Genomic DNA, 24,415 nt, shown 5'->3' with positions numbered 1-24,415 from the left:
AGAACCAAAACTACAGCGCATGATGAAAATAGCTATACTGGGAACCGGAGGAGTAGGCGGATATTTTGGGGGAAAGCTGGCTAAGGCTGGTTTTGATGTGACATTTCTGGCCAGGGGCGCTCATTTACAGGCCTTGCAGGAGCAGGGTCTGAAAGTAAAAAGCATACTGGGTGATTTTTTGGTTGAAAACGTGAAGGCCACAGATCGCCTGGAAGAAATAGGGAAAGTTGACCTGGTGCTGCTTGGCGTAAAGGCATGGCAGGTAAAGGAGATAGCCCCCCGCTTGCAACCGCTGTTACAGCCCGGCACCCTGATATTGCCGTTACAAAACGGCGTGCTGGCAACCGACGAACTGCTGGCGCATGTAGATCGGACCCATGTGCTGGGCGGCCTTTGCCGCATCATCAGCAAGCTGGAGGCACCCGGCATCATCAGCCACTTTGGGGTTACGCCCACCATCGTGTTCGGAGAACTTGATAACACCCCTTCTGCCCGTACCCAACAAATTAAAGCTATCTTTGACGCAGCGGGCATAGAGGCGCGCGTAGCGGAGGACATCCAGGCAGAACTCTGGAAAAAGTTTATCGCTATTTGCGTGGGCGGCCTGTTGGCTGTAACCAGAACAACCTACGGCGAGCTGCGCGAACTAAAGGAAACCCGGCAGCTGATGCTGGAGTTGTTGCAGGAGATCTTCCGGCTGTCCCAACTGGCAGGCATCAGCCTGGAGCAGGACTTTCTGGATAAAACAGTGTCCTTTATAGGTACTTTCCCTTACGAGGCTACCTCGTCGTTAACCCGCGATATATGGGCAGGTAAACCTTCGGAGCTGGATTACCAGAACGGCACCGTAGTGCGACTCAGTGAAAAGTATAAAGTGGATTCGCCTGTGAACAGGTTCGTGTACTACGCTCTTTTACCTTCGGAGCTAAAAGCCAGGAAACAGCATTAACTGCCCATCGTACGTACGGGCATACTTTATTTAGAACCTCATTTTAAAAAATATGACAAACAACGACATCCTGCGCCGCATCCGGTACACCTTCGATTTCAGTGATGCGAAAATGATTGAGCTTTTTGGCTTAGCAGACCAGCCGGTGACGCGGGCACAGGTAAGCGACTGGCTAAAGAAAGAGGACGACCCGGAGAGCAAGGAGATAGACGACGAGCACCTGGCTATATTCCTGAACGGCCTGATCATTGCTATGCGTGGCAAAAAGGAGGGTCCGCAGCCTGTGGCCGAGAAGGAGTTGAACAACAACATCGTCTTACGCAAGTTAAAGATCGCCTTGAACCTAAAGGATGAGGATATCCTGGAGATGCTGGACATGGTGGACTTGCGCATCAGTAAACACGAGCTGAGCGCTTTTTTCCGTAAGCCAAGCCAAAGCCAGTACCGCCCCTGCAAAGACCAGATCCTGCGTAATTTCCTGCATGGTATGCAGTTAAAGTACCACGATAACCTGTAAACCAGCAGATGCTAAAATTTTAGCAGCGCCCATAACCAACCTCTCGTGAAAGAAGATTTCCTGCATTACATCTGGCAGCATCAGTATTTCGACAAAACGGAACTGGCCACAACAGACGGAGAAGGGGTGCAGGTAATCCGGACAGGCTATTACAATACCGAAGCCGGACCAGACTTTAAAGAGGCACTGGTAAAGCTAGCGGAGCAAACATGGTCGGCAGCCTGGAAATCCATTTGAAAGCCTCGGACTGGCACCGGCACCAGCACCAGACAGACAGCAAGTATGATCAGGTGGTGCTGCATGTGGTATGGGAAGCGGATAAAGCCGTGTTTCGGCAGGACGGCACCCTGATTCCGGTTGTAGAGCTGAAAGGCCGCGTCGACCTGAAACTGCTGCATACCTACCAGCAGCTGCAACAATCGCGGGCCATGATTCCCTGTGCAGCCTTCTGGCCGCTGGTGCCGGACGTAACTAAGCTGAGCATGCTAGAGCGCGCCCTTATTGAGCGGATGGAGTTAAAAGGGGAGGACGTGTTACAAATATACGGCAGTTATGGAAATGACTGGGAACAAGCTGCTTACCATACTTTGTTGCGGAGCTTCGGGTTTAAAACTAACCAGCTGGCCTTTGAGCAGTTGGCAAACGCCCTGCCGCAGAAAGTGGTCAGGCAGCATGCCGCCTCGCAGTTTCAGTTGGAGGCGCTGTTGTTCGGCCAGGCAGGTTTTTTAAAGGAAACCCGTGATGCGTATGCAGAGAAACTACAAAAAGAGCATGCCTTCTTAAGCCACAAGTATAAACTCGAAGCGTTGGCCATGCAGCCGCATCAATGGAATTTTTTGCGGATGCGCCCCGGCAATTTCCCTACCATGCGCCTGGCGCAACTGGCGGCCGTGCTGCACCGGCAGTCGGCTGTATTCACCGCCCTGCTGGAAACAGAGGCGGTTAAAGTATATGAAGCGTGGTTCCGGGCACCCGTTTCTGCCTACTGGCAGCAACACTACATGTTTGGCAAACCCGCCAAAGGCACCCAGGCCGGCATGGGCAAAAGCAGTGCCCACAACCTGATCATCAACTCCTCCGTGCCGCTCCTGACGGCGTACGCCAGTTACAGCGGCAACAGGCAATACCTGGAGAAAGGGATCGCATTGCTCGAAGACCTGAAAGAGGTGAGCAACAAGTATACCCGCGCATACGAGGCGCTGGGCTGGAGAGCAACGTCAGCCGCCGATAACCAGGCGGCTTTGGGCCTGTTTAAGCTATATTGCGCACCGGTAAACTGTTTGCGCTGCGCAGTGGGGAATAAGATCATGAAGCAAAGCAAGCGACCAGTATGAGTTATGGCTTATACGTTCTGAACGTGCTGCTATTGCTTGTGCTCGTTCGGGCCCTCTGGAAGCAGTCCTGCTTAAACACTGTCAGACCTTTTGTTGCGTCGGCGCTGGCTTTTAAATTGGTTTGCGGCCTTTTGCTGGGCTTGCTTTACCACTATTACTACCAGGAAGGCGATACACTTACGTTTCAGAAAGCCTCTCTGAAGCTAAGCGACTATGCCCGGACGGATGCCCTGGGGTATGTGCGCCTTTTGTTGTTCAACGAGTTCAGCAGTGATAGTTTCCGGGCCTCTGTTCCGTTTTCGAGGCTACCAAATTTCTCCAACTCTTTCTTTTTCATCAAGCTGCTTAGCCTGCTAAACCTTCTTACCGGCAACAGCTATTACCTCAATTCCCTTTACCTGTCCCTGTTCAGTTTCTGGGGTACGGCCACGCTTGCTACCACGCTGGCGAAACTGGAGCCAAAATATAAAATGGCTGCCCTTATAGCTTTTCTATACTTCCCTTCGGTGGTATTCTGGAGTTCCGGTGTTTTAAAAGATGCCCTGATCTTTGGCAGTATGGCGTGGGTGGTAGCGATGGGGCTGGAACTGGCTGCCGGTAAAAAGCTGGGAAAAATAAACTGGCTCCTCATGCCCTTGCTGCTCTTCCTGTTCATTCGGCTAAAGTTCTTCCTGGCTTTGCTCTTGCTGCCGCTGCTGTTCATTCACCTCCTGATCCAGGTAGTGGCTCGGAACACAGCCTACCTGAACACCACAAAAACCCAGCTCCTCACCATGCTGCTGCTGGTAGGTGTGTTTGGTGCCCTGGGGGCCTGGCTGGTTTCGGTTCATAATGACGGATTCTTTTACCGGAATATGGTTTATACCTACCAGGAAATGCTAAAACTTTCGGTTGGGCAGCCGCATCTGCGTTTCGCACACCTGGAGCCCGCTATTGGCAGCGTTTTACGAAATGCCCCGGCAGCATGGCTGGGCAGTGTTTTCAGGCCTTTTATCTGGGAGGCCGCCACCCCTTTGCACATACTCATGGCGCTGGAAAACCTGGTATTGGCCATACTTTTCCTGCTCACGCTCGTGTCGCTTAGCCTCGGCAAAAAGCGCTTGCCAACACCCCGGCAGCTATTGTTCATCCTGGTCATACTTGCCTTCGGGGTGATCTTTGGCCTGACTACGCCTAACTTTGGCACCCTGAGCAGGTACCGCGTCGCTTTTCTGCCTTTCCTGGTATACCTTCTGCTGCAGAACAAGTATATGCAGCGGATCTTTGAAAAACTTAGCGCCTGAACCCTACTTTTAATCTCCCGTGCTTCTTTGTACCTTTGCGCCTTACTAAAGAGACCTATGCAAAACCCTGTCATAATATTGGGCGCCCAGAAACTGGGTACTGCCGCACTGGATATTTTTAACAGCAACAACGTAGTGGTGTACTGCTTCCTGGACGATGACCAAAAGCTTCAACAGCAGGAAGTGAATAACATTGCCGTCATGAGCAGCACCGAGGACAGCGAGTTTTTGAAACTGGCGGGCAAGAAGTGCGATGTGTTTGTGGCCGTTGAGGACTTAGCTGCCCGCAAAGGTTTGGTTAAAATGCTGAAGGAAGAGCAGAAAGTGGTGCCGGTCAATGCCATTCACCGTTTTAGTGCTGTTTCGGAGTTCGCATGGATGGGCCACGGCAACATGGTTGCTGCCGGCGCTGTTATTAACAACAACGCCAAACTCGGCAGCTACAACCTGGTGCATTCCAACGCGGTAATCGATGCCTTTGCCGAGTTGGCCGACTACGTGCAGGTAGGCGCCGGCGCGGTGATCAACTCCGAGGTAGTGATTGAGGACGGAGTCTTTATCGGCACCGGCGCTGTTATAGTTTCCGGGGTCAAAATCGGCAAGAACGCCCGTGTTGGCGCCGGTGCTGTGGTAGTGGCAGATGTGCCCGCCAAAGCAACCGTGTTCGGCAACCCGGCTGCAGCAGTAAAGTAAATTTTTGTACCCGGAAAAGTTGTGTAAAATGCACCAAAGCTATTTTCAGGTAAACGAGCAACTGGTCCTTTTGGCGTACTATTGTTAAATGTGTGGATGTGGAGATAAAATGTGCAGGCTATCCTTTTTTATCACTTAATCCTGTAAAATATTGTCTACTAATTAATTTGATTAAACACTAAGCTGAAACTTAGCCGTTATGAACAAACCCTATAACATATTACTGTACTACTGCTACGCGCAGATTGAAAACGCAGAGGATTACCGCGACACGCATCACCTGCTCTGCCTGGAGTTTAACCTGTTGGGCCGCATCATCGTGTCAGATGAGGGGCTGAACGGAACCGTGTCTGGCCTGAAGGCGGACTGCGAGAAGTACATGGCTGCCCTGAAAGCGGACCCCCGCTTTGCCAAAACCGACTTTAAGGTAGAGGATTCGGAAGCACATGCCTTTACCAAGCTGCATGTGCGCTATAAACCTGAAATTGTGCACGCCGGCTTGCAGCACATCGACCCAAACGAGCGCACCGGCATACACCTGACGCCCCTCGAGTTTAAGGCCTTAAAAGACCAGGAGGATGTGGTGGTGCTGGATGTGCGTTCAGATTATGAGCACCGTGTAGGGCGGTTTAAAAACGCCGTAACCCTCGACATCGAGAATTTCAGGGACTTTCCGGGAAAAGTGGATGAGCTGAAGGAAAAGTACAAGGACAAGAAAGTGCTGACTTACTGCACCGGGGGCATTAAATGCGAAAAGGCAAGCGCCTTTTTACTGGAGCAGGGCTTTGAGAACGTGTACCAGTTGCACGGGGGCATTATAAAATATGGCCTGGAAGCCGGAGGTGAGGATTTTGAGGGAAAGTGCTACGTGTTTGATAATCGCATTGCTGTGGATGTAAACCAGGTAAACCCTACAGTCGTTTCTGAATGCCATGTATGCGGCACCAAGAACGACAGAATGGTGAACTGCGCCAACCCGGAGTGCAACCTGCACGTGGCCATCTGCGAGAGTTGTGGTCATGCCCTGGAGGGTGCCTGCTCCGCTGCCTGTAAAGCACACCCGGAGAAACGGCCTTACGATGGCACCGGGTATTATCAAAAAGAAACAAATGGCTACAACCCCTTAAAAGGATTCAACCGCAAAAAGAAAACGGACGTACATATATAAGTATTCTCTAAAGCAAGAGGGGAGCATGACCGAATAGGCTATGCTCCCCTTTTTTGTTCTAAAAAGAATATATTAGCAATTCTAGATACAAGTTACGCCTGAAACTTATAACTTATAGGTCGATAACTTTAAAACTGTGCCTGACCCAGGCAAAATTTACTTTATACATGGCTGTAATCCCCGAATCAGAACTGATTATTAACGCAGACGGAAGCGTTTACCACCTGAACCTGTTACCAGAACACATCTCTGATACCATCATCACGGTTGGCGACCCGGACCGGGTTGCGAAGGTGAGCAAGTATTTTGATACGATAGAAGTGCAGATTGCAAAGCGCGAGTTTGTAACGCACACGGGTTACTACAAAGGCAAGCGCCTGACTGTGATCTCCACCGGCATGGGCACCGATAACATCGATATCCTGATGAATGAGCTGGACGCGCTGGTAAACATCGACTTTGTGACTCGGGAGCCGAATGAGGAGAAGATCAAGCTGAAGATTGTGCGTATCGGCACCTCCGGGTCGTTACAGGAAACGGTGCCTCTGGGCAGCCACCTGGCCTCGCACCATGCCGTTGGCCTCGACTCGCTGATGGAGTTCTACCCGCTGGAGCAGAGTGAGAACGAGTTAAGCATAACCGCAGCGCTGCAAGCGGAGCTTGGCCTCAGCTTCAGGCCCTATTGCGTGAACGGCTCGCAGGAGCTGATCGATAAAATAGCCTTCGACATGATTCCGGGCAACACGCTAACCTGCCCTGGCTTTTATGCGCCGCAAGGCCGGGTGCTTCGGGCCGGTCTTAAAAACCAGAACCTGCTCAAAACCTACCACGAGTTCAGGGTGTGCGACTTTATGCTCACGAATTTTGAGATGGAAACAGCCGGCTACTACAGTATGGGGCGCTTACTGGGCCATGACATGCTTTCGCTTAACGCCATTGTGGCCAACCGCATTACCCAAAAGTTCACCGATAATGCGGAAGAAGTGATTAACGATCTGATCGTAAAAGTATTGGACCGGATCTAACCTGCTCCCTGGTACAATTGCTAAAAAGCGGCAGCCTTTACGCAAGGGCTGCCGTTTTTTTATTAACTCATTTTTTGGTCCAAACGCTGTTAAAAGAACTCTATCCCCATTATAGAGTTGATGGGCACGGAGCAGCCGGCTTTCAGGGTCAGGTATTTTTCATCTACGGCCCATACAGTGGTATCAACCCGCTGTAGCATGCCATCTGCGGTCTGAAAAGTGATTTCGACTTTACCATGATAGCCATTCCCGAGCGTGGCGGCCCGTTTTAAGTCCCACATCCGCTTCTTTTTGGAATCGGGGTCTGTTATTACATCCTCCTTGCCAAAGCGGAAAGCTGGAATCTGTTCCTTTTCCACGAGCGGAATAAGTTGATTGGTGAGCATGTTCATGAGCGCGGCATTGTTAGCGTGGATTGCCTGGTTAACATAGAAATTGCCTGGTTAACATAGAAATACAACAATCCAGTTGCCACAAATATTACAGCCGAAGCAAATATATTTTTAGAGTTTCTGCAGGAACTCCAGCGTGTCTACGCCATCGGCATAATCCCAGGGCAACGGGCGCTGGGCCTCCCCGAACGAGATGCTTCCTTCCAGCCAGCCGTGGGCCGAAACCACACACTGTGTCTTGTCCTTAACAGCCTCCAGCTTGTGCCGCAGGTCGGGGAGCGAGGTGAATTTTTCGTAAAACAGCACGGAGATAGGAGACACCAGCTGCTCGCTTTCCTGCACCAGCATAAAGCCGTTATCGAAGTGCGGCACACGGTTTACCAGCAAAATGGATTTATTGTAATCGTAGTTGTTCTGGTATTTGTGGTGGTCCAGTATCTTCTCGCGGCTGGCGTTCGCTTCAAAGAATTTATCGAACGTATAACCTTCTGGCACAAACACCTTCGACACGTTGCGGCAACCCAGGCCAAAGTAGCGGAAAATATCCTCCCCCAGGGCCTGTAAATCATCTTGCTCCTCATGACCGGTTAAGATGCCGATGCTGCTGCGGTTCTTGCGTATAATGTGTGGCCGGTTGGCAAAATAATACTCAAAGTAGCGCGCCGTGTTATCGGAACCTGTGGCAATAATGGCGTCAGCTGTTTTAAGCAGGGGCACAAAGGCAATGCGGTTTGCAAAAGCCGGCTCAATGGCAATGAGCATATCAGCAAGCTTTTTCAGGAGCACCTCGTCGTCAGAACTCAGCTTGGCCATGAGGTTATGCCCGCTGATCAGTACCGCTAAAAAATCATGAAAACCCACCATCGGGATGTTGCCCGCCATCACGACCCCAACATTTTTAGGTGTAACCTGTTGGAGGTGATATGGGTAAAGCCACTCACGCAGGTATTGCTCATTTAAGAGGGTGCCAACGCCCTGAATGGCACAAGATACGTTCTCCTCGTTAAACCAAGGGTTACGCGAAGCCGCCAGGCGCGCCCAGGCGGCATGGTCTTCCGGGCTAAGGCGCTGCACCTGTTTTCCGAGTTCAATAAAAGCTTCTATCCTGTTCTCTAAGTTCATGGCGGTGCGTGTAACGTAAAAATTATTTGATAAGGATACTTATTGTTCCTAATTTTGTTTGTTAAACGATGTGGAATACAAAAGTATAAAAAATATACAGGAGATACGACTATGGCGATAATGATAACCGATGAGTGTATAAACTGCGGAGCCTGCGAACCAGAGTGCCCAAACACTGCCATTTACGAAGGTGGCATGGATTGGACCTGGGGAGGTGGCACCGACCTGAAAGAGGTGGAGATCGACGGCGGCGAGGTAATTCCGGGTGATGCTGCGCAAACGCCTATTTCAGATGAGTTTTACTACATCGTTTCTGATAAGTGTACCGAGTGCATGGGCTTCCATGAGGAGCCGCAGTGCGCTGCCGTTTGCCCCGTGGATTGCTGCGTGGACGACCCGGACTACCGCGAAACAGAGGAAGAACTGCTGGCAAAGAAAGACTGGTTGCACCAGGCAAGCTAAGCCTAAGCAAAGTCAATAAAAAAGCCTGTTCCGGAGCGGAACAGGCTTTTTTATTCTCAGAAACAGGGTCTTCAGCCTTATCTGGTTCTATAGAATTCTTTTGAATATTGTAACGCACGAAGCTGCTAAGAGCGTTTAATTTCGTGCAGGAAAATAGAATTCCATCTGATCCGACCCATCTGTTAATCCTGAAAATCCTGATCCTGACGACCAAAAATTAACGCAAAATCACTAATTTTACTTTTTAGCACCTTTTTGCCGAAAATAACGCCTAGAACATGTCGATTTCAACAAAATATAGTCCAAGGGAAGTAGAGAAGAAGTGGTATGAAAGCTGGATGCAGCACGGTTTCTTCCACTCCGAGCCTAATTCGAAAAAAGAACCCTATACCATCGTTATCCCGCCACCAAACGTGACGGGGGTGCTCCACATGGGGCACATGCTCAACAACACCATTCAGGATGTGCTGATTCGGCGCGCGCGCATGCAGGGCAAAGAGGCCTGCTGGGTGCCGGGCACCGACCACGCCTCCATTGCCACAGAGGCCAAGGTGGTGGCTTTGCTGAAAGAGCGCGGAGTAAACAAGAAAGACCTGACGCGTGAGGAGTTCCTGACCTATGCCTGGGAGTGGAAAGAGAAGTATGGCGGCATTATCCTGGAGCAGCTGAAAAAGCTGGGCGCCTCCTGCGACTGGGAGCGCACCCGCTTCACGATGGAAGAAGACATGAGCGCAGCCGTGATCGACGTGTTTGTGGACCTGTACCGCAAAGGTAAAATATACCGTGGCGTGCGCATGGTAAACTGGGATCCGCTGGGCGGGACCGCCCTGTCGGATGAAGAGGTGATGCCGAAGGAAACGATGGCCAAAATGTACCACCTGCAGTATGAGGTGGTTGCGGAAGGCGCGGAACCAAGCTATATTACCGTGGCCACATCCCGCCCGGAAACCATTATGGCCGATGTGGCTGTAGCCGTGAACCCGAACGATACGCGCTACACCCACCTGCACGGTAAAACCGTGCGCATTCCGCTGCTGGGCAAAGAGATCCCTGTTATTCTGGATGAGTACGTAACGATTGATTTTGGTACCGGAGCGCTTAAAGTAACCCCGGCCCACGACCTGAACGACTACGAGCTGGGGCAAAAGCACAAGCTGCCCACCATTGATATTCTGAACAATGACGGTACCTTAAACGAGCAGGCGCAGCTTTATGTGGGCCAGGATCGTTTTGCCGCACGCCGTAACATTGTAAAGGACTTGCAGGAAGCCGGCTTGCTGGTGAAGATAGAGGAGTATGCCAGCGTATTGCAGACCTCAGAGCGGACTGGTGCCGTTATCGAGCCTCGGCTGTCGATGCAGTGGTTCTGCAAGATGGATGACCTGGCCAAGCCTGCTTTAGAGGCCGTGATGAACGATGACATTCGCCTGCACCCGCCCAAATTCAAGAACATGTACCGCTCCTGGATGGAGAATATCCGCGACTGGTGTATTTCACGGCAGCTGTGGTGGGGCCAGCGTATTCCTGCTTTTTACCTGCCCGATGGCTCCTTTGTAGTGGCCGCCACCCCGGAAGAGGCACTGGCCCAGGCGCAGCAGCAAAGCGGAAACGAGCACCTGCAGGTATCGGACCTGCGCCAGGATGAGGACGTGCTGGATACGTGGTTCTCTTCGTGGCTGTGGCCCATATCGGTGTTCGATGGCTTTAAAGACCCGGATAACAAGGATATTCTGTACTATTACCCGACCAACGACCTGGTAACGGCTCCGGAGATTCTTTTCTTCTGGGTGGCCCGCATGATCATGGCCGGCTTTGAGTTCCGGAACGAGTTACCGTTCAAAAATGTATACCTGACCGGCATCGTGCGCGATGCCCAGGGCCGCAAAATGTCAAAGTCGCTGGGCAACTCCCCCGACCCGCTGGATTTGATCGAGCAGCACGGTGCCGATGGGGTGCGGGCAGGTATGCTGTTCAGTTCGCCTGCCGGCAACGACCTGCTGTACGATGAGAAACTGGTGGAGCAGGGGCGTAATTTCAGCAACAAGATATGGAATGCCTTCCGGCTGATCAAGGGCTGGGAAGTAGACGAAAGTCTGCCGTTTCCGAACGATACAGCCGTAAAATGGTTTGACTCGCGCTTTAACGAGGCCTTTTTGCAGATCGAGGACCATTTTAGCAAGTTCCGCATCTCAGATGCCCTGCTCACGGTTTACAAGCTCGTATGGGATGACTTTTGCTCCAATTACCTGGAGATGATCAAGCCAGCCTATCAGCACCCGATCGATAAGCAAACTGTAGCCACCACGGTTGAATTCCTGGAGAAGATACTCAAGGTGTTGCATCCTTTCATGCCTTTTATCACCGAAGAGATCTGGCATGAGTTAAAAGAGCGCAAAGCCAAAGAATACCTGATTGTGGCGGAATGGCCAAAGAAGGAAAAGGTTGATAAAAAGATCATCGAGCAAATGGATGCGGTGCTGCAGATCGTGGGCGCTATTCGCAACGTGCGTAACGCAAAGAACATCGCCATTTCCAAGCAGCTCGACCTGTATATCAAAATCATCAACCATTCGCAGTACGATGCTTACACAGGAATCCTACGCAAACTGGGCAACCTGAACGAGCTGCAGTACACAGCCGAGAACATCGATGGGGCCATCAGCTTTATCGTGTCCGGCGACGAGTTCTTTATTCCGATGGAAGGCAATATTGATGTGGCGGCAGAGCGGGAACGCCTGATAAAAGAACTGGAGTACACAAAAGGGTTTTTGCTGGGGGTAGATAAGAAACTCAGCAACGAACGCTTTGTAAGCGGTGCCCCTGAATCCGTTATTACCAACGAGCGCAAGAAAAAGTCTGATGCCGAGGCGAAGATCAACGCCATCGAGCAAAGCCTGGCTTCTCTGTAGGCACAGCGTTACGTAAAGTCAGAAAGGCCGCTCCCGGATAGGGAGCGGCCTTTCTGACTTTAAAGTCGTAAGCAAAGGCGCTTTTGAAGGAAAAGCCTATTTCAGATCTCCGGGGTGATGGCTGCTGAAGTCCGTCAGCAGCCTTTTTACTTTCGCTTCATATGTTGGCAACAGGTCGTTCAGGCCGTTTTTTGAGGCGGAATAGCTTATTTCTACGTGTTTTTCGCCCAGTTTATAGGCTAGCAGGCCCTGTTGCACCTCGGTGAGGTAAAAAAGCTTTTCTGGGGCTGAGGCGGTGGCAACCTGGTAGGCCCGGAAAGTGAAATCGTTGGTGATGCGGTGTTGGGAGGGTGGCCTGTCTTCGAGGTAACGCTGCGTAATAACGGAATCCAGGTGAACCACGCTCTCGATCTGCGTGATGCTGTTGATGGCGCCCTGCTCGAAACGCCACTGCTGCACCCGGTGAGGCCCCTGCTGGCTGCTGCTGTACTTTGCCTGGCTCAGGTCGAGGTTAGCCACCAGGCCAAACAACTGCAGGTCGTCGGTTATGGTTTGTACGGTAGCCGTTTGGGTGCTGTTATCGCTGATAAAGTAGCCGGTGCCTGGCCGGTTCAGCTTCTCCAGGTCTTTCCGGAGGTCCTGCTGCAGGTCCAGATGCCCCGCGGCGGCAAGTATAAAAGAGAGTAAAAAGGCAGGCAGGGTGTTCAGTAGTACCATTAGGTCGTGTGTTTAAATTCATACTGCCCTCCTCAAATCCTGTGCTAGGTTTTAAAGCGTCGAATTATCGATTACTTTCCAGGTGATGTTCCCGTTTTTCACCTCATACTTCAGGAGCAGGTAGCCCCCGTTGTGGCCATCTTCGTAATAGGCCATGGCATAGCGGTCGTTCAGTATCCGGCTTTCCCTGATCACCATGTTGCCACCTAAAACACCCTCGGCGGGTATTAGCTTGCCTTGCTTGCGGTTCAGGTCGTTCATCAGGTCGGTTTCCGGGTTCCTCAGTCCATTTTGTTTCAGCCTTTGCACATCGCTTTCACTGAGCGAGCCCAGTTCGTCCACAAATGCGGCTCCCCCCGGCGGTGTCATGGCCATGGTATCGGCAGGCAGGAGCATCCCCTGAGCAGGGTCTGAATCCTGCTCCTTATTCATTTCGCGGTCAATCTCCGCTACTTTGTTATCGGCAATGATCAGCCTGCTTTCGGCCTCGTTTTTTTTCCAGTAAAAGTATAGCGCCAGAAACAGCAAGGTGGCAATCAGGATCCAGGGTAAAATACTTCTCATAGTTTTAGATTTATACTTTATACTTTCAATAGTAAGAAAAAGATATTCGCAGAATTACACAAGCTTTCGGCAGAGCGGCTGCCAGGAACTAGTGAGCCAGTAGGGTAAGTTTACCAGCACCGTCGCGAGTAGCTAAACATAAAAGAAAGCCTGCCGCAGATGCTGCAACAGGCTTTCTTTTATGTTGAACTTATGATGATAATCTTTGAGGAGATCCGTGCTGCGTATTAGATCGTCTGGTTCACGTCGAAGTTCTCCAGGTAATCGGCCACACGGCGCACGAACATGCCACCCAGCGAGCCGTCTACCACGCGGTGGTCGTAGGAGTGCGACAGGTACATGAAGTGACGCACCCCGATCAGGTCGCCTTCCGGGGTTTCGATAACGGCAGGCTTCTTTTTGATCGCGCCTACAGCCATAATGGCCACCTGCGGCTGCATGATGATGGGCGTGCCCATCACGTTGCCAAACGAACCCACGTTCGAAACCGTGTAGGTACCGCCGGCTAAATCGTCCGGAGTCAGTTTGTTTGTGCGTCCGCGGTTGGCCAGGTCGTTCACCTTCTTGGTCAGTCCGTTCAGGTTCAGCTGGTCCGCATTCTTGATATTGGGCACAATCAGGTTGCCGCTTGGCAAGGCTACCGCCATGCCTATGTTTATGTCCTTGTGGCGGATGATAGTGCCACCGTCTACTGACACGTTGATCATCGGGTAATCTTTGATCGCCTTGGCAATGGCGTCGATGAAGATAGGGGTGAAGGTCAGGTTCTCGCCCTCGCGCTTCTTGTACTCATTCTTCCACTTGTTTCTCCAGTTCACCAGGTTGGTGACATCGGCCTCTACAAAAGAAGTTACGTGTGGGGAGATGCGCTTGCTGTCCACCATGCGGTCAGCGATCATTTTACGCATGCGGTCCATCTCGATCAGCTCCACGTTGCCGCCATAAGATGAAGCGGGTTTTACCTGCGGGGCGGCAGGTTGCGGTGCCGCCGAAGTTGGGGCGGCTGCCTGCGCTGGTGCCTGCGGAGCAGGCGCGTTGTTTGTGGCAGGGGCCTCCTGGCGACTTTCCAGGTAGGCCATGATGTCTTTCTTGGAAACGCGCCCTTCGCTACCGGTGCCGGGCACGTACTCCAGTTCCTGCATCGTAATGCCTTCTTCGCGGGCAATGTTCATCACCAGCGGGGAGTAGAAGCGGCCAGTGGCAGGCTGGTCTAGTTTTGCGGCGGCAGCACTGCCGGCAGCCGTAGTGGGTGCCGCTTGCTGTGTTGCCTCCTGTGGAGCGGCGGCAGGGGTTGTGGCAGCGGCTGGTGCCGCGCTGGTATCTTCCCCGTTCGTAGAAATGATGGCGATAGGGGCACCCACGGCCACCACGTCACCTTCGTTTACCAGGATCTCCTTCAGTACGCCACCCTGGATAGCAGGCACTTCCGTGTCCACTTTGTCGGTAGCTACTTCCAGCACCGACTCATCCTGCTCAATGGTGTCACCCACGCTCTTGAGCCATTTAAGAACGGTACCTTCCATGATACTCTCACCCATTTTGGGCATAATCATTTCTACAAGTGCCATACGTATTGTTATTCGTTTTTAAAGACGTAAGATTTTTTAGACAGCGGATACAAGACAGCTGAAAACAGCAGATCAAGGCATTGCCACCTTGTCTTTTAGCCGGATATTTACTTCTTGTGCCCTGAATTGCAGACAAAGTTAATGATTTTAGCCTATTCCTCAACCGGTAACTTCAAACTTTGGCGCACCAGGTTTAACACGGCCATGGTGGTATACTCAATGTTGAGCAGCCTGTCTTTGTTAAAGTGAAGCAATTTGGTCGTTGTCCTGTTCTGGTCGGCGTAAGCAATCCAGATCGTGCCCACCGGTTTGTCGGGCGTGCCGCCATCGGGTCCGGCAATGCCACTGGTTGCCACGCCAATGTCGGTTCCGAATTTTTGGCGCACATGCTCTGCCATTTCTTTTACTGTTGCCTCACTTACGGCGCCATGCTGCTGCAGGGTTTCAGGCTTTACGTTCAGCTCCTTAATTTTTACCGCGTTGTGGTACGCAATAACGCTGCCCTGGTAATAGGCAGAGCTTCCAGGCACGCTTGTAATTGTCTGGGCCAGGTGTCCTCCCGTGCAGCTTTCGGCCGTGGCAATGGTGAGCCCCCGGGCTTTCAGCAACTGCCCGATGGCCTCCTCCAGCTTCACTTCGCCCAGGGCAAAAATATAATCCGGAATCAGTTGTACAAGTTTATTTACCTCCTCCTGCAGCTGTCGCTCCAGCTGTGCTGCCTCCATACTTTGGCCCGTCAGGCGCAGGCGCACGCCGCCCAAATGGGGCAGATACGCCAATTTTATATGAGCGGGCAAGCTACTTTCCCATTCATCCAACTTGTCGGCAAGCATGGATTCGGGTATGCCCACTGTCTGGACCACTTTGTGGATGATTTCCGGGGTTTTGAAATGAGCCTTTAACTGCAGCAATACGGTGTCGGTCATCATCCGTTTCATCTCGAACGGTACGCCGGGCATTGATACGAATACTTTCCCATCCTGCTCAAACCACATGCCGGGCGCAGTACCCAGCACGTTGCGGATCGGGGTGCAGGCTGCGGGTAAAAAGGCCTGCTGTCGGTTCAGCTCCGTTACGCCATTACCCCTGCGTTTAAAGATCTCGGTCACGTCTGCCAGCGAGGGGGCGTGCAGGGCCAGGGTGGTGTGAAAGTAATCCGTCAGTACGGTTTTGGTCAGGTCGTCTTTGGTGGGGCCCAGGCCACCTGTCATTAAAATAATGTCTGCCCTTTTTTGGGCATCGTCTAGGGCAGCCACAATGTGTTCGGCATCATCCGAGATGGAGGTGATCTGCTTCACCCGGATACCGATCTTAGCCAGCTCCGTGCCCATCCAGGCCGAATTCGTGTCCACGATCTGGCCGTACAGGATCTCATCCCCGATGGTGATTATTTCAGCAATAACAGCTTTCATATATATTTTGGTCTGATTTATGCGTAGGTGTGTAAAACCGATTCAAGTTAAACATGTTCTAACGATATGAAAAGACTACTGTACACTTCTTTCATTGCCGTAGCCCTCGGCGCCTCCGCTTGCACTGCCACCGATATACAACGCACCGTAGATGGCGTGCTGGCGGGCACCGGAACACCCGTCACCCGCGAGGAAGTGGGAATGGGGTTGAAACAAGCCCTGGAGGTCGGCATAAAGTCAGGGGCCAGCCAGGCATCCCAGACAGACGGCTTCTATAAGAACTCCCTGATCCGCATTCCTTTTCCGAAGGATGTGCAACGGGTGGAGAACACCCTCCGGCAGATTGGCCTGGGCAACGAGGTCGATAAGTTTGTGCTGACCCTGAACCGCGGTGCCGAGGATGCGGCCAAAAGCGCGGTGCCTATTTTTGTGAGCGCGATCAAGCAAATGACCATTGCCGACGCCTGGGCCATACTGAAAGGCGACAAGGATGCGGCCACCCAATACCTGATGCGCACCACCTCGCAGCAGTTGTATCAGGCCTTCAACCCGGTTATGGTAAAATCGCTGGAGAAAACGAATGCCACCAAATATTACACCGACATCGTGAACCAGTATAACAAGATTCCGCTTACCCAGAAAGTAAACCCCGACCTGGACGATTATGCGACACAAAAAGCCATTGACGGACTTTTTATGCTGGTAGCCCAGGAGGAGGCCAATATCCGCGAAAATCCGTTTGCCCGCACAACCGAACTCCTGCGGCGTGTGTTCACGAAAGAAAACCAGTCGTAGGCTAAAAACCCAATTATTCTACAAAGCGCCTGCTTTACCCGACTGGTAAAGCAGGCGCTTTTTTATGGAACATAAACAGTTGAATAAAAGTACAATACAGCAAATATCCGTTCAGGCCTGAGCGCTGCATCAGGCAGGCACCAGCGTAACCAGCACAACCACTATGGAAAACAAACCTTTAAAGTATAGCCCGCTCAGGAAGGAGAAGGATCTGGATGTATTGATCGAGGAGATTGGCGATGCACGGGTAGTGATGCTCGGCGAAGCATCCCATGGCACATCAGAATATTATACCTGGCGCACGGCCATATCCAGGCGACTGATACAGGAGAAGGGGTTTAAGTTTATTGCCGTGGAAGGCGATTGGCCTGAGTGTTACGCCGTGAACCGTTTTATTAAAGGCTACCAGAACTCTGGCAGTAAGATAGCCGATGTTTTACAAGTGTTCAGGCGATGGCCCACCTGGATGTGGGCCAACTGGGAAGTGGCTGCGCTGGTTGAATGGATGCGCGACTACAACCACATGCAACAGGTTGATGACAAGGCCGGTTTTTATGGGTTGGATGTGTACAGTCTGTGGGAATCGCTGGAGCAGATTCTGAAGTTCCTGGAAAACAACGACGGGCAGGCAGTGGAGGCGGCAAAATCAGCCATTAACTGCTTTGAGCCCTTTAACCGCGACCCGCAGATCTACGCGCAGGCCACGGCCTTTGTGCCTACCGATTGCGAGAACGAAGTAGTGGAGATGCTGCAGCGCATACAGCAGCACCGCAGCTTTACCGATGACCCGGAGCATGATTTTAACACCAGGCAAAACGCCCTGGTAGCCGTTAACGCCGAGAAATACTACCGTGCCATGGTGCGCGGGGGCGGGGGCTCCTGGAACGTGCGCGACAGCCACATGATGGAGACACTGGACAGGTTGCTGGAACTGCACGGACCAGAGAGCAGGGCCATTGTATGGGAGCACAATACACACATCGGCGATGCCAGTTATACCGACATGGCCAAAGACGGCATGTTTAACATTGGGCAGCTGGCCCGTGAGAAGTACGGCCGCGAGCAGGTCAGGCTGGTTGGGTTTGGCGCTTACCAGGGCAGCGTAATAGCCGGAAAGGCATGGGGAGCGCCCATGCAGAAAATGGATGTACCATCGGCCGTGCATGGCAGCTGGGAAAGAATGCTGCATGAGCTCAGCAGCGATGATAAGATCATCTTTTCAAAAGACTTGCGGCAGATACCGGAACTCAATAAGATGATCGGGCACCGGGCTATCGGTGTGGTGTATGACCCAAAGTATGAGATGCACGGTAATTACGTGCCTACCCTGATCCCGGAGCGTTACGATGCATTTATTTATTTCGATGAAACAGAGGCCGTACACCCACTGCACATGAAAACCCGTGGAGCCAGGGAACCGGAGCTGTATCCCTGGAATTACTGATTTTTTAGCTTAACTATTGTTGTAAAGGCTGGTTGAGCGATGTTTACCCCCTTACCAGCAGGTAGCCAATGTAGGCAATATATACCAGCAGGAAAAAAGTGCCATTGTAGCGGTCTATCGTATTCTTCTTGCCAACCGGCATCGCCAGTATGAGCAGCGTACTGGCCAGGATCATCATCACAATGTCAGAATTGCTCACCACATCAAACGGAAGCGGGCGGATAACGGCGCTTACTCCCAATATCCAAAGCAGGTTGAAGATGTTGGAGCCCACCACATTGCCCACGGCAATATCTATGTTGCGGCGATAGGCGGCTGTGGCGGAGGTGACGAGCTCTGGCAGCGACGTTCCGATAGCAACCACGGTTAAGCCAATAAACGTTTCGCTGAAGCCCAGCGCTTTGGCCATGAACACGGCCCCGTCTACTACCCACTTGCCACCCACAAAAAGGCCGGCGGCACCCAACACAATGTAAAGCAGGGCTTTTGAGATTGGCATGAAGGCTTCGGAAGCCTCCTCCTCCTGGCTGCCAATCTCATCTTTGTTTGTTTTGGCGATGTTGTAGATGTAGGCCATGAACAGCACAAAGAAGAAAAGCAGGATAAAACCATCGGCACGGCTGATATAAAGATCCGTTTTATTGCCGAAAAGCGTGGCATTGGCCAGAAAGCCCACCAGCAGCGTGGCGATTAGCGAGAAAGGGATCTCAGACAGGATGGTGTTCCGCTTGATGGGCAGGGGGCAGATAAGCGCCGTTATGCCGAGTATAAGCAGCAGGTTGGCCACGTTACTGCCAAACACGTTGCCAATGGCCAGCTCAGACTGGCCGTTCACGCTGGAGAGGATATTGATGATCAGCTCAGGCAGCGACGTGCCAAAGGATACGATGGTAAGGCCCACCACCATATCAGAGAGGCCAAATCGTTTTGCAATTGCCGTGGAGCCTGTCACCAGTATGTCGGCCCCTTTGATCAGGAAAATAAAGCCTATTACAAACAGTATGTATAAAAGCATGTCGGGTGTGGGGTAGTGCGAAAAAAGAAGGCTGCCCAATAGTTTACTGAGCAGCCATACTTACGGGTATACTTGAAATGCTAAGCCATGTTATGGTACACAGCCTGTATGTCATCATCTTCTTCCAGCCGCTCAATTAGGTTCATCACTTCCTCCTCCTGCTCCTCGGTCAGTTCGGTGCGGGTAGTCGGGATGCGCTGTACTTCTGAGCTGATCACGTTCAGGCCCTTTTCTTCCAAACCTTTCTGCATCATACCAAAATCTGTGAACCCGGTTTCGATGATGATTTCCTCTTCGTGCTCGTAAATATCCTGGGCTCCAAAGTCAATCAGTTCCAGTTCCAGCTCTTCCAGGTCTACGCCTTCGGCTGGGATCTTAAAGATGCCTTTACGGTCGAACATAAAGTCCAGGGAACCGGTTTTGCCTAACGATCCGCCCCCTTTGGAGAAGTGCATGCGCACGTTGGCCACGGTTCGGTTCAGGTTATCTGTGGCGCACTCGGCAATCACGGCAATGCCGTGCGGGGCATACCCCTCGTACACTACCTCCTCGTAATCTCGTTCCTCTTTGGATGATGCTCTTTTTATGGCCGCCTCGATGCGGTCTTTTGGCATGTTTACGCCTTTGGCGTTTTGTATGGCCGCACGTAAACGCGAGTTTGTATCAGGGCTGGGGCCGCTTTCTTTCACGGCCATCACTATTTCTTTGCCCAGGCGGGTAAAAGCCTTCGACATTTTATCCCAGCGTTTAAACTTTCGTGCTTTCCTAAATTCAAATGCGCGTCCCATAGTCTGATTTATGTGTTACACAAAGTTAGGCAGAGTAGGCGTAAAATGGTAGTTTTTAGCAGGTGAATTGTTAACGGGCACCCAGCCACTATTTTTTGGGCAAAGTATGGAAATCTGAAATGCGGAGGTGCTGCTCGCAGAAGTCGTACTCATGCGCAATATTGGAGCCCACGATCACCAGGCGACCAGCCTTGTTTTGGTTGATGTGCTCCTGGTACCAGGCCACACCCTCCTGGTCCAGGTTGGTGGTTGGCTCGTCGAGGAGCAGGAGCGGGGTATCGGAGTAAATGGCCAGACCCAGCTTGAGGCGCTGTTTCATGCCCGACGAGAAATCCTTTACGTACTTGTCACGTGACTTCTGTAGGCCCATCCTATCCACTAATGCCGAGGCAGACAGCTGCTGGCGCAGGGCTTTGAAATGCGTATGGAAACCGAGCATCTCCAGAAGCGTGAACTCCTCTACCAGTTCCAGGTAAGGGGCTGTGAGGGAAAGCTGGCGGTAAACTTCTTCGTGGTCGACTGGCTTGCCTGCCTTGGTGTACGTGAGCGTGCCTTCGCTGTGGAGGTTATGGCCGGCCAGAATGGTCAGGAGCGTAGATTTGCCCGAGCCGTTATGTCCCAAAATAGCATAAGAGGTGCCTGACGCAAATGTGTACGTCAGGTTCCGGAAGATCCACTCGTAATTATAGCGTTTACCTAAATTGCTTAGGTTAATTTGCATCCTTCGAGAAGTAGCTTCTGATCACGCCGCGGCCGGAGTTGCGCAGGAAATTCACTACTTCGTCGCGTTCTTTGCTTGGGGGCAGCTCCATCTCTATCTTTTCAAGGGCCTGGGTATTGTTCAGGCCGCTCATGAACAGGATACGGTAAATCTGCTGGATCTCGGTTATCTGCTCGCTGGAGTACCCACGACGGCGCAAACCGATGGAGTTGATGCCGGCATAAGCAAGCGGCTCACGGCCTGCTTTTACAAAAGGGGGCACATCTTTCAGGATCAGCGACCCGCCTGAGACCATGGTATGCACGCCAACCTTTGCGAACTGGTGCACCAGGCTGGCGGCGCTGATGATGGCAAAATCGCCTACTTCTACGTGGCCGGCCATTTGCACGGAGTTGCCGATGATACAGTTATCACCCACCACACAATCGTGCGCCACGTGCGCATAGGCCATGATCAGGCAGTTGCTGCCGATCACTGTCTTCATCTTATCAATGGTGCCGCGGCTAATGGTTACGCACTCCCGCACAACGGTATTGTCCCCGATATGGGCAGTGGTTACTTCACCCGCAAATTTCAGGTCCTGGGGTACTGATGAGACAACGGCTCCCGGGAATATCTTGCAGTTCCTGCCAATGCGGGCCCCTTCCATGATCACGGCGTTCGGGCCGATCCAGGTGCCTTCCCCGATCTCCACGTTTTTATGAATACTGGCGAAAGGCTCTACAACAACGTTCTGTGCTATTTTAGCTTCTGGGTGGATGTATGCTAATGGCTGGTTCATGCTTCTTTTTTTACAATACTTGCCGACATTTCTGCTTCCATTACCAGTTGGCCGGCCACAAAAGCCTGACCGCTCATTTTAGCAATGCCACGTTTAATAGGGGCCAGCAACTCACACTTAAATATAATGGTATCTCCAGGGATCACCTTGCGCTTAAAGCGGCACTTGTCAACCCCCAGGAAATATGTCCAGTAATCTTCCGGATTCTCAACGGTGTTCAGCACCAGTATGCCGCCTGTCTGCGCCATGGCTTCGATCTGGATCACGCCTGGTAGCACGGGGTTGCCCGGGAAGTGGCCCTGAAAGAAGGGCTCGTTTATCGTTATGTTCTTAACGCCCGTTACCGTGGTTTCGTCTAAATGAATGATCTTATCGATCAGCAGGAAAGGGTAACGGTGGGGCAAGGTAGCCGCGATCTGGTTGATATCCATCAGCGGCTTCTTCTTCGGATCATAGGTAGGCACGCTTTTAATGGCCGCCTCCTGTATCAGGCGCTTCACCTTGCGGGCGAAGGCAATGTTGGCGGCATGGCCAGGGCGAGCCGCCAGTATCTGTCCTTTTAATGGCCTTCCGATCAAAGCCAGGTCACCCATCAGGTCAAGTAGCTTGTGGCGCGCCGGCTCGTTTTTAAACCTGAGTTCTGTGTTGTTCAGGATTCCCTCTGCCTGCACTTCTACTTTCGGCTTCTGCAGCAGGTCCGAGAGGTGGTTTAATTCCTCGTCCTGCACCACGCGGTCCACAATCACGATCGCATTGTCCAGGTCGCCACCCTTTATCAGGTTTTGCTTGTAAAGCGCCTCCAGTTCATGCAGAAACACGAATGTGCGGCATGGCGCGATCTCCTCTACAAACTGGTCGATGTTGGTGATGGAGGCATGCTGACTGCCCAGGATCGGGGAGTTATAATCCACCATGGCAGTCAGGCGGTAATCGTCCAGCGGGAGGCCGGCAATCTCCACGCCCCGGCTCTCGTCTTTGTAGCTGAGGCCCTTTGATATCTCAAAATAGTTGCGCAGTGCGTTTTGCTCCTCCAGGCCTACAGCCAGTAGCGGCTTTACAAACTCGATCGATGAGCCGTCCATGATCGGAGGTTCTGGTCCGTCCAGCTCGATCAGCACATTGTCTATCTGCAGGCCAACCAGGGCGGCCAGCGTATGCTCCACTGTGTTGATGCGGGCCCCGTTCTGCTCCAGGGTCGTGCCCCTGGATAAATCCACTACGTTCTCTACATCAGCGTTTACAATAGGCTGACCGGGTAAATCAATGCGCTGAAACTTGTACCCATGGTTGATAGGGGCAGGCTTAAACGTCATGTTAGATACGACACCTGTGTGTAATCCAATGCCGGATACCGTAACCGGAGCCTTAATAGTATGCTGTTTATCGTTCATGCACGTAGTGATAGTCGTGTATTAGTATATGTTATGCTTAACAGCTTCATCTATAGAAGCTGGCAGGTAATTTTCTTTAGCAAGAGTAACAGCCTTTTCAGAAGCACAGCCTGTTTTCAGCTTTCCGGATACCTGCTGGTTTACTTCACGCGCTTATACTTTCCTGCAAAATGCTATGATTCTTGCAGGCAGCACTAAAAAGGCGGATGCTGTTTGTAACAACAGCTGCGTTAAGCATCAGCAAATAAGGCTGTAAACTTTAAAGTGCAAACTTAAGACATTCTAAACGGCCTTGCCAAATTAATTTTTCGGGAAGCAGCAAAGGGCGAAAGTCCGCTTAACCCCGCTCTTTCAGCAATTCCAGTTCGCGCTGCAAATCGGGTAGCTTCCGGAAAACGGTGAGGGCGCGCAGGTTTTGTTTATAGTCGAATGCCGGGGAGCCCTGAATAATGGTGCCCTCTTTTTTAACAGACTTCGAGACACCGGACTGAGCGCCGACGGTGGTGTTATCTGCAATGGAAATATGTCCTACAATGCCCACCTGCCCAGCTATCACGCAATTGTTGCCGATCTTTGCCGAACCGGATATGCCCGACTGAGAAGCCACCACCGTGTGCTGCCCGATCTCCACATTGTGGGCGATCTGGACCAGGTTGTCAATCTTGCTGCCCTTTCGGATTAATGTAGCCCCCATGGTGGCGCAGTCGATGGTGGTGTTGGCACCGATGGAAATATCATCTTCCAGCACCACATTGCCGATCTGCGGCACCGCTTTGTACGTGCCATCTGCCTGTGGTGCCCAGCCAAAGCCATCGCTGCCCAATACCGCGCCGCTATGCAAGGTGCAATTGCTGCCTATCACGGTGTTTGTGTATAGCTTAACGCCTGCAAAAATGGTGGTGTTGTCGCCAATGGTCACGTTATCACCGATATAAACCTGCGGAAAAATGCGCACATTCTCCCCGATCTTGCAGTTTGCGCCAATGTAAGAAAATGCCCCCCGGTAATGGTTATCGCCAATCTGGCTGCCCTGCCCGATAAAGCAAGGGTCTTCGACTCCGGTTTTAGAGGCGATAAGTGCGGTTTGGTAAAATTGCAGCAGCGTGGAAAAACTGGTATAGGGGTCCTCGACACGAATTAAGGTGGCAGAAACCGGCTTTTTGAGTTCCAGGTTATGGGCTACTATAACGGCACTGGCTGCGGAAGTATAAAGAAAAGTTTCGTATTTCAGGTTGGATAAGAAAGCGAGTGCTCCTGGTTGGGCTTCCTCTATTTTGGCTAGTGTGCTGACCTTGACTGTGTTGTCTCCTTCTACCTTGCCCTGCAGCAGGTCAGCTATCTGTTGAACAGTAAATTCCATTTTGT

Annotated in this window: 22 protein-coding genes and 1 pseudogene; 11 read left to right on the top strand and 12 right to left on the bottom strand. The window is 51.8% G+C overall.

Translation table 11 applies throughout. The annotated features are described in order from the left end of the window. Positions 1–19 precede the first annotated feature (19 nt). The 7 genes and pseudogenes from AC4BAN_RS03210 (at position 20) to AC4BAN_RS03180 (ending at position 6,969) form a co-directional block, all read left to right on the top strand. On the top strand, positions 20–949 hold the full coding sequence (locus AC4BAN_RS03210; protein ID WP_490562916.1) for a ketopantoate reductase family protein: 930 nt from the start codon (positions 20–22) through the stop codon (positions 947–949). 52 nt (positions 950–1,001) lie between these two features. Next, positions 1,002–1,466 (top strand): YehS family protein, encoded by a 465-nt coding sequence (locus AC4BAN_RS03205; RefSeq protein WP_490562915.1) that lies wholly within the window; start codon positions 1,002–1,004, stop codon positions 1,464–1,466. Between the two features lie 45 nt (positions 1,467–1,511). Then, positions 1,512–2,800: pseudogene (locus tag AC4BAN_RS03200) on the top strand (DUF2851 family protein). Continuing rightward, positions 2,797–4,083, top strand: coding sequence for a hypothetical protein (locus AC4BAN_RS03195; protein ID WP_490562914.1), 1,287 nt, complete (start codon positions 2,797–2,799; stop codon positions 4,081–4,083). Before AC4BAN_RS03200 ends, AC4BAN_RS03195 begins: the two are co-directional and overlap by 4 nt. A gap of 57 nt (positions 4,084–4,140) precedes the next feature. Then, a complete protein-coding gene (locus AC4BAN_RS03190; RefSeq protein ID WP_490562913.1) occupies positions 4,141–4,776 on the top strand; it encodes a NeuD/PglB/VioB family sugar acetyltransferase in 636 nt (211 codons plus the stop codon). Positions 4,777–4,975: 199 nt separating this feature from the next. Then, positions 4,976–5,944 carry an oxygen-dependent tRNA uridine(34) hydroxylase TrhO gene (gene trhO, locus AC4BAN_RS03185; RefSeq protein ID WP_490562912.1) on the top strand — a complete coding sequence of 323 codons (969 nt, stop codon included), beginning with the start codon at positions 4,976–4,978 and terminating at the stop codon, positions 5,942–5,944. A gap of 167 nt (positions 5,945–6,111) precedes the next feature. Further along, the gene (locus AC4BAN_RS03180; protein WP_490562911.1) at positions 6,112–6,969 is read left to right on the top strand and encodes a nucleoside phosphorylase; all 858 of its coding nucleotides are present in this window, start codon (positions 6,112–6,114) and stop codon (positions 6,967–6,969) included. A gap of 89 nt (positions 6,970–7,058) precedes the next feature. Here AC4BAN_RS03180 and AC4BAN_RS03175 read toward each other — a convergent pair whose 3' ends face one another. After that, the gene (locus AC4BAN_RS03175; RefSeq protein ID WP_490562910.1) at positions 7,059–7,361 is read right to left on the bottom strand and encodes a hypothetical protein; all 303 of its coding nucleotides are present in this window, start codon (positions 7,359–7,361) and stop codon (positions 7,059–7,061) included. A gap of 111 nt (positions 7,362–7,472) precedes the next feature. Then, positions 7,473–8,483 carry an acyl-CoA reductase gene (locus tag AC4BAN_RS03170; RefSeq protein ID WP_490562909.1) on the bottom strand — a complete coding sequence of 337 codons (1,011 nt, stop codon included), beginning with the start codon at positions 8,481–8,483 and terminating at the stop codon, positions 7,473–7,475. 111 nt (positions 8,484–8,594) lie between these two features. On the opposite strand from AC4BAN_RS03170, the gene AC4BAN_RS03165 reads away from it, so the two are divergent. Further along, the gene (locus AC4BAN_RS03165) at positions 8,595–8,945 is read left to right on the top strand and encodes a 4Fe-4S binding protein (protein WP_490562908.1); all 351 of its coding nucleotides are present in this window, start codon (positions 8,595–8,597) and stop codon (positions 8,943–8,945) included. A gap of 278 nt (positions 8,946–9,223) precedes the next feature. Next, on the top strand, positions 9,224–11,854 hold the full coding sequence (locus AC4BAN_RS03160) for a valine--tRNA ligase (protein WP_490562907.1): 2,631 nt from the start codon (positions 9,224–9,226) through the stop codon (positions 11,852–11,854). A 96-nt stretch (positions 11,855–11,950) separates the two neighbouring features. On the opposite strand, the gene AC4BAN_RS03155 is transcribed toward AC4BAN_RS03160, so the two are convergent. From AC4BAN_RS03155 to AC4BAN_RS03140, 4 genes are all read right to left on the bottom strand, one after another. Then, on the bottom strand, positions 11,951–12,571 hold the full coding sequence (locus AC4BAN_RS03155) for a hypothetical protein (protein WP_490562906.1): 621 nt from the start codon (positions 12,569–12,571) through the stop codon (positions 11,951–11,953). A gap of 51 nt (positions 12,572–12,622) precedes the next feature. Beyond that, a complete protein-coding gene (locus AC4BAN_RS03150) occupies positions 12,623–13,135 on the bottom strand; it encodes a hypothetical protein (RefSeq protein ID WP_490562905.1) in 513 nt (170 codons plus the stop codon). A gap of 227 nt (positions 13,136–13,362) precedes the next feature. Beyond that, complete coding sequence (locus tag AC4BAN_RS03145) at positions 13,363–14,703, bottom strand: dihydrolipoamide acetyltransferase family protein (protein ID WP_490562904.1); 1,341 nt, start codon at positions 14,701–14,703, stop codon at positions 13,363–13,365. A 152-nt stretch (positions 14,704–14,855) separates the two neighbouring features. Further along, on the bottom strand, positions 14,856–16,115 hold the full coding sequence (locus AC4BAN_RS03140; RefSeq protein ID WP_490562903.1) for a competence/damage-inducible protein A: 1,260 nt from the start codon (positions 16,113–16,115) through the stop codon (positions 14,856–14,858). A gap of 66 nt (positions 16,116–16,181) precedes the next feature. On the opposite strand from AC4BAN_RS03140, the gene AC4BAN_RS03135 reads away from it, so the two are divergent. Continuing rightward, positions 16,182–16,910 (top strand): DUF4197 domain-containing protein, encoded by a 729-nt coding sequence (locus AC4BAN_RS03135; RefSeq protein ID WP_490562902.1) that lies wholly within the window; start codon positions 16,182–16,184, stop codon positions 16,908–16,910. A gap of 163 nt (positions 16,911–17,073) precedes the next feature. Continuing rightward, positions 17,074–18,354 (top strand): erythromycin esterase family protein, encoded by a 1,281-nt coding sequence (locus AC4BAN_RS03130; protein WP_490562901.1) that lies wholly within the window; start codon positions 17,074–17,076, stop codon positions 18,352–18,354. Positions 18,355–18,397: 43 nt separating this feature from the next. Here AC4BAN_RS03130 and AC4BAN_RS03125 read toward each other — a convergent pair whose 3' ends face one another. The 6 genes from AC4BAN_RS03125 to lpxD form a co-directional block, all read right to left on the bottom strand. Further along, positions 18,398–19,369, bottom strand: coding sequence for a calcium/sodium antiporter (locus tag AC4BAN_RS03125; RefSeq protein WP_490562900.1), 972 nt, complete (start codon positions 19,367–19,369; stop codon positions 18,398–18,400). Positions 19,370–19,449: 80 nt separating this feature from the next. After that, positions 19,450–20,157, bottom strand: a complete 708-nt coding sequence (locus AC4BAN_RS03120; protein ID WP_490562899.1) for a YebC/PmpR family DNA-binding transcriptional regulator — start codon at positions 20,155–20,157, stop codon at positions 19,450–19,452. An 88-nt stretch (positions 20,158–20,245) separates the two neighbouring features. Continuing rightward, positions 20,246–20,878, bottom strand: coding sequence for an ABC transporter ATP-binding protein (locus AC4BAN_RS03115; protein ID WP_490562898.1), 633 nt, complete (start codon positions 20,876–20,878; stop codon positions 20,246–20,248). Then, positions 20,868–21,659, bottom strand: a complete 792-nt coding sequence (lpxA, locus tag AC4BAN_RS03110) for an acyl-ACP--UDP-N-acetylglucosamine O-acyltransferase (protein WP_490562897.1) — start codon at positions 21,657–21,659, stop codon at positions 20,868–20,870. Before lpxA ends, AC4BAN_RS03115 begins: the two co-directional genes overlap by 11 nt. Continuing rightward, positions 21,656–23,050, bottom strand: a complete 1,395-nt coding sequence (locus tag AC4BAN_RS03105) for a bifunctional UDP-3-O-[3-hydroxymyristoyl] N-acetylglucosamine deacetylase/3-hydroxyacyl-ACP dehydratase (RefSeq protein ID WP_490562896.1) — start codon at positions 23,048–23,050, stop codon at positions 21,656–21,658. The genes lpxA and AC4BAN_RS03105 overlap by 4 nt, the downstream gene beginning before the upstream one ends. 337 nt (positions 23,051–23,387) lie before the next feature. After that, positions 23,388–24,410 (bottom strand): UDP-3-O-(3-hydroxymyristoyl)glucosamine N-acyltransferase, encoded by a 1,023-nt coding sequence (gene lpxD / locus AC4BAN_RS03100; protein ID WP_490562895.1) that lies wholly within the window; start codon positions 24,408–24,410, stop codon positions 23,388–23,390. Between the last annotated feature and the right edge of the window lie 5 nt (positions 24,411–24,415).

This window comes from Pontibacter sp. GD13, from assembly GCF_058216355.1.
Note: the sequence above shows the minus strand (reverse complement) of the source record. Positions and strands in the feature narration are given on the sequence as shown.

Excerpts from the sequence above, each read along its gene's own strand:
- AC4BAN_RS03145 (WP_490562904.1), bottom strand. The coding sequence starts at position 14,703 with ATGGCACTTGTAGAAATGATTATGCCCAAAATGGGTGAGAGTATCATG.
- AC4BAN_RS03130 (WP_490562901.1), top strand. The coding sequence starts at position 17,074 with ATGGAAAACAAACCTTTAAAGTATAGCCCGCTCAGGAAGGAGAAGGAT.
- AC4BAN_RS03165 (WP_490562908.1), top strand. The coding sequence starts at position 8,595 with ATGGCGATAATGATAACCGATGAGTGTATAAACTGCGGAGCCTGCGAA.
- AC4BAN_RS03120 (WP_490562899.1), bottom strand. The coding sequence starts at position 20,157 with ATGGGACGCGCATTTGAATTTAGGAAAGCACGAAAGTTTAAACGCTGG.
- lpxA (WP_490562897.1), bottom strand. The coding sequence starts at position 21,659 with ATGAACCAGCCATTAGCATACATCCACCCAGAAGCTAAAATAGCACAG.
- AC4BAN_RS03160 (WP_490562907.1), top strand. The coding sequence starts at position 9,224 with ATGTCGATTTCAACAAAATATAGTCCAAGGGAAGTAGAGAAGAAGTGG.
- AC4BAN_RS03170 (WP_490562909.1), bottom strand. The coding sequence starts at position 8,483 with ATGAACTTAGAGAACAGGATAGAAGCTTTTATTGAACTCGGAAAACAG.
- AC4BAN_RS03210 (WP_490562916.1), top strand. The coding sequence starts at position 20 with ATGATGAAAATAGCTATACTGGGAACCGGAGGAGTAGGCGGATATTTT.
- AC4BAN_RS03150 (WP_490562905.1), bottom strand. The coding sequence starts at position 13,135 with ATGAGAAGTATTTTACCCTGGATCCTGATTGCCACCTTGCTGTTTCTG.
- AC4BAN_RS03205 (WP_490562915.1), top strand. The coding sequence starts at position 1,002 with ATGACAAACAACGACATCCTGCGCCGCATCCGGTACACCTTCGATTTC.
- AC4BAN_RS03135 (WP_490562902.1), top strand. The coding sequence starts at position 16,182 with ATGAAAAGACTACTGTACACTTCTTTCATTGCCGTAGCCCTCGGCGCC.
- lpxD (WP_490562895.1), bottom strand. The coding sequence starts at position 24,410 with ATGGAATTTACTGTTCAACAGATAGCTGACCTGCTGCAGGGCAAGGTA.
- AC4BAN_RS03180 (WP_490562911.1), top strand. The coding sequence starts at position 6,112 with ATGGCTGTAATCCCCGAATCAGAACTGATTATTAACGCAGACGGAAGC.
- AC4BAN_RS03175 (WP_490562910.1), bottom strand. The coding sequence starts at position 7,361 with ATGAACATGCTCACCAATCAACTTATTCCGCTCGTGGAAAAGGAACAG.
- trhO (WP_490562912.1), top strand. The coding sequence starts at position 4,976 with ATGAACAAACCCTATAACATATTACTGTACTACTGCTACGCGCAGATT.
- AC4BAN_RS03115 (WP_490562898.1), bottom strand. The coding sequence starts at position 20,878 with ATGCAAATTAACCTAAGCAATTTAGGTAAACGCTATAATTACGAGTGG.
- AC4BAN_RS03140 (WP_490562903.1), bottom strand. The coding sequence starts at position 16,115 with ATGAAAGCTGTTATTGCTGAAATAATCACCATCGGGGATGAGATCCTG.
- AC4BAN_RS03155 (WP_490562906.1), bottom strand. The coding sequence starts at position 12,571 with ATGGTACTACTGAACACCCTGCCTGCCTTTTTACTCTCTTTTATACTT.
- AC4BAN_RS03125 (WP_490562900.1), bottom strand. The coding sequence starts at position 19,369 with ATGCTTTTATACATACTGTTTGTAATAGGCTTTATTTTCCTGATCAAA.
- AC4BAN_RS03190 (WP_490562913.1), top strand. The coding sequence starts at position 4,141 with ATGCAAAACCCTGTCATAATATTGGGCGCCCAGAAACTGGGTACTGCC.
- AC4BAN_RS03105 (WP_490562896.1), bottom strand. The coding sequence starts at position 23,050 with ATGAACGATAAACAGCATACTATTAAGGCTCCGGTTACGGTATCCGGC.
- AC4BAN_RS03195 (WP_490562914.1), top strand. The coding sequence starts at position 2,797 with ATGAGTTATGGCTTATACGTTCTGAACGTGCTGCTATTGCTTGTGCTC.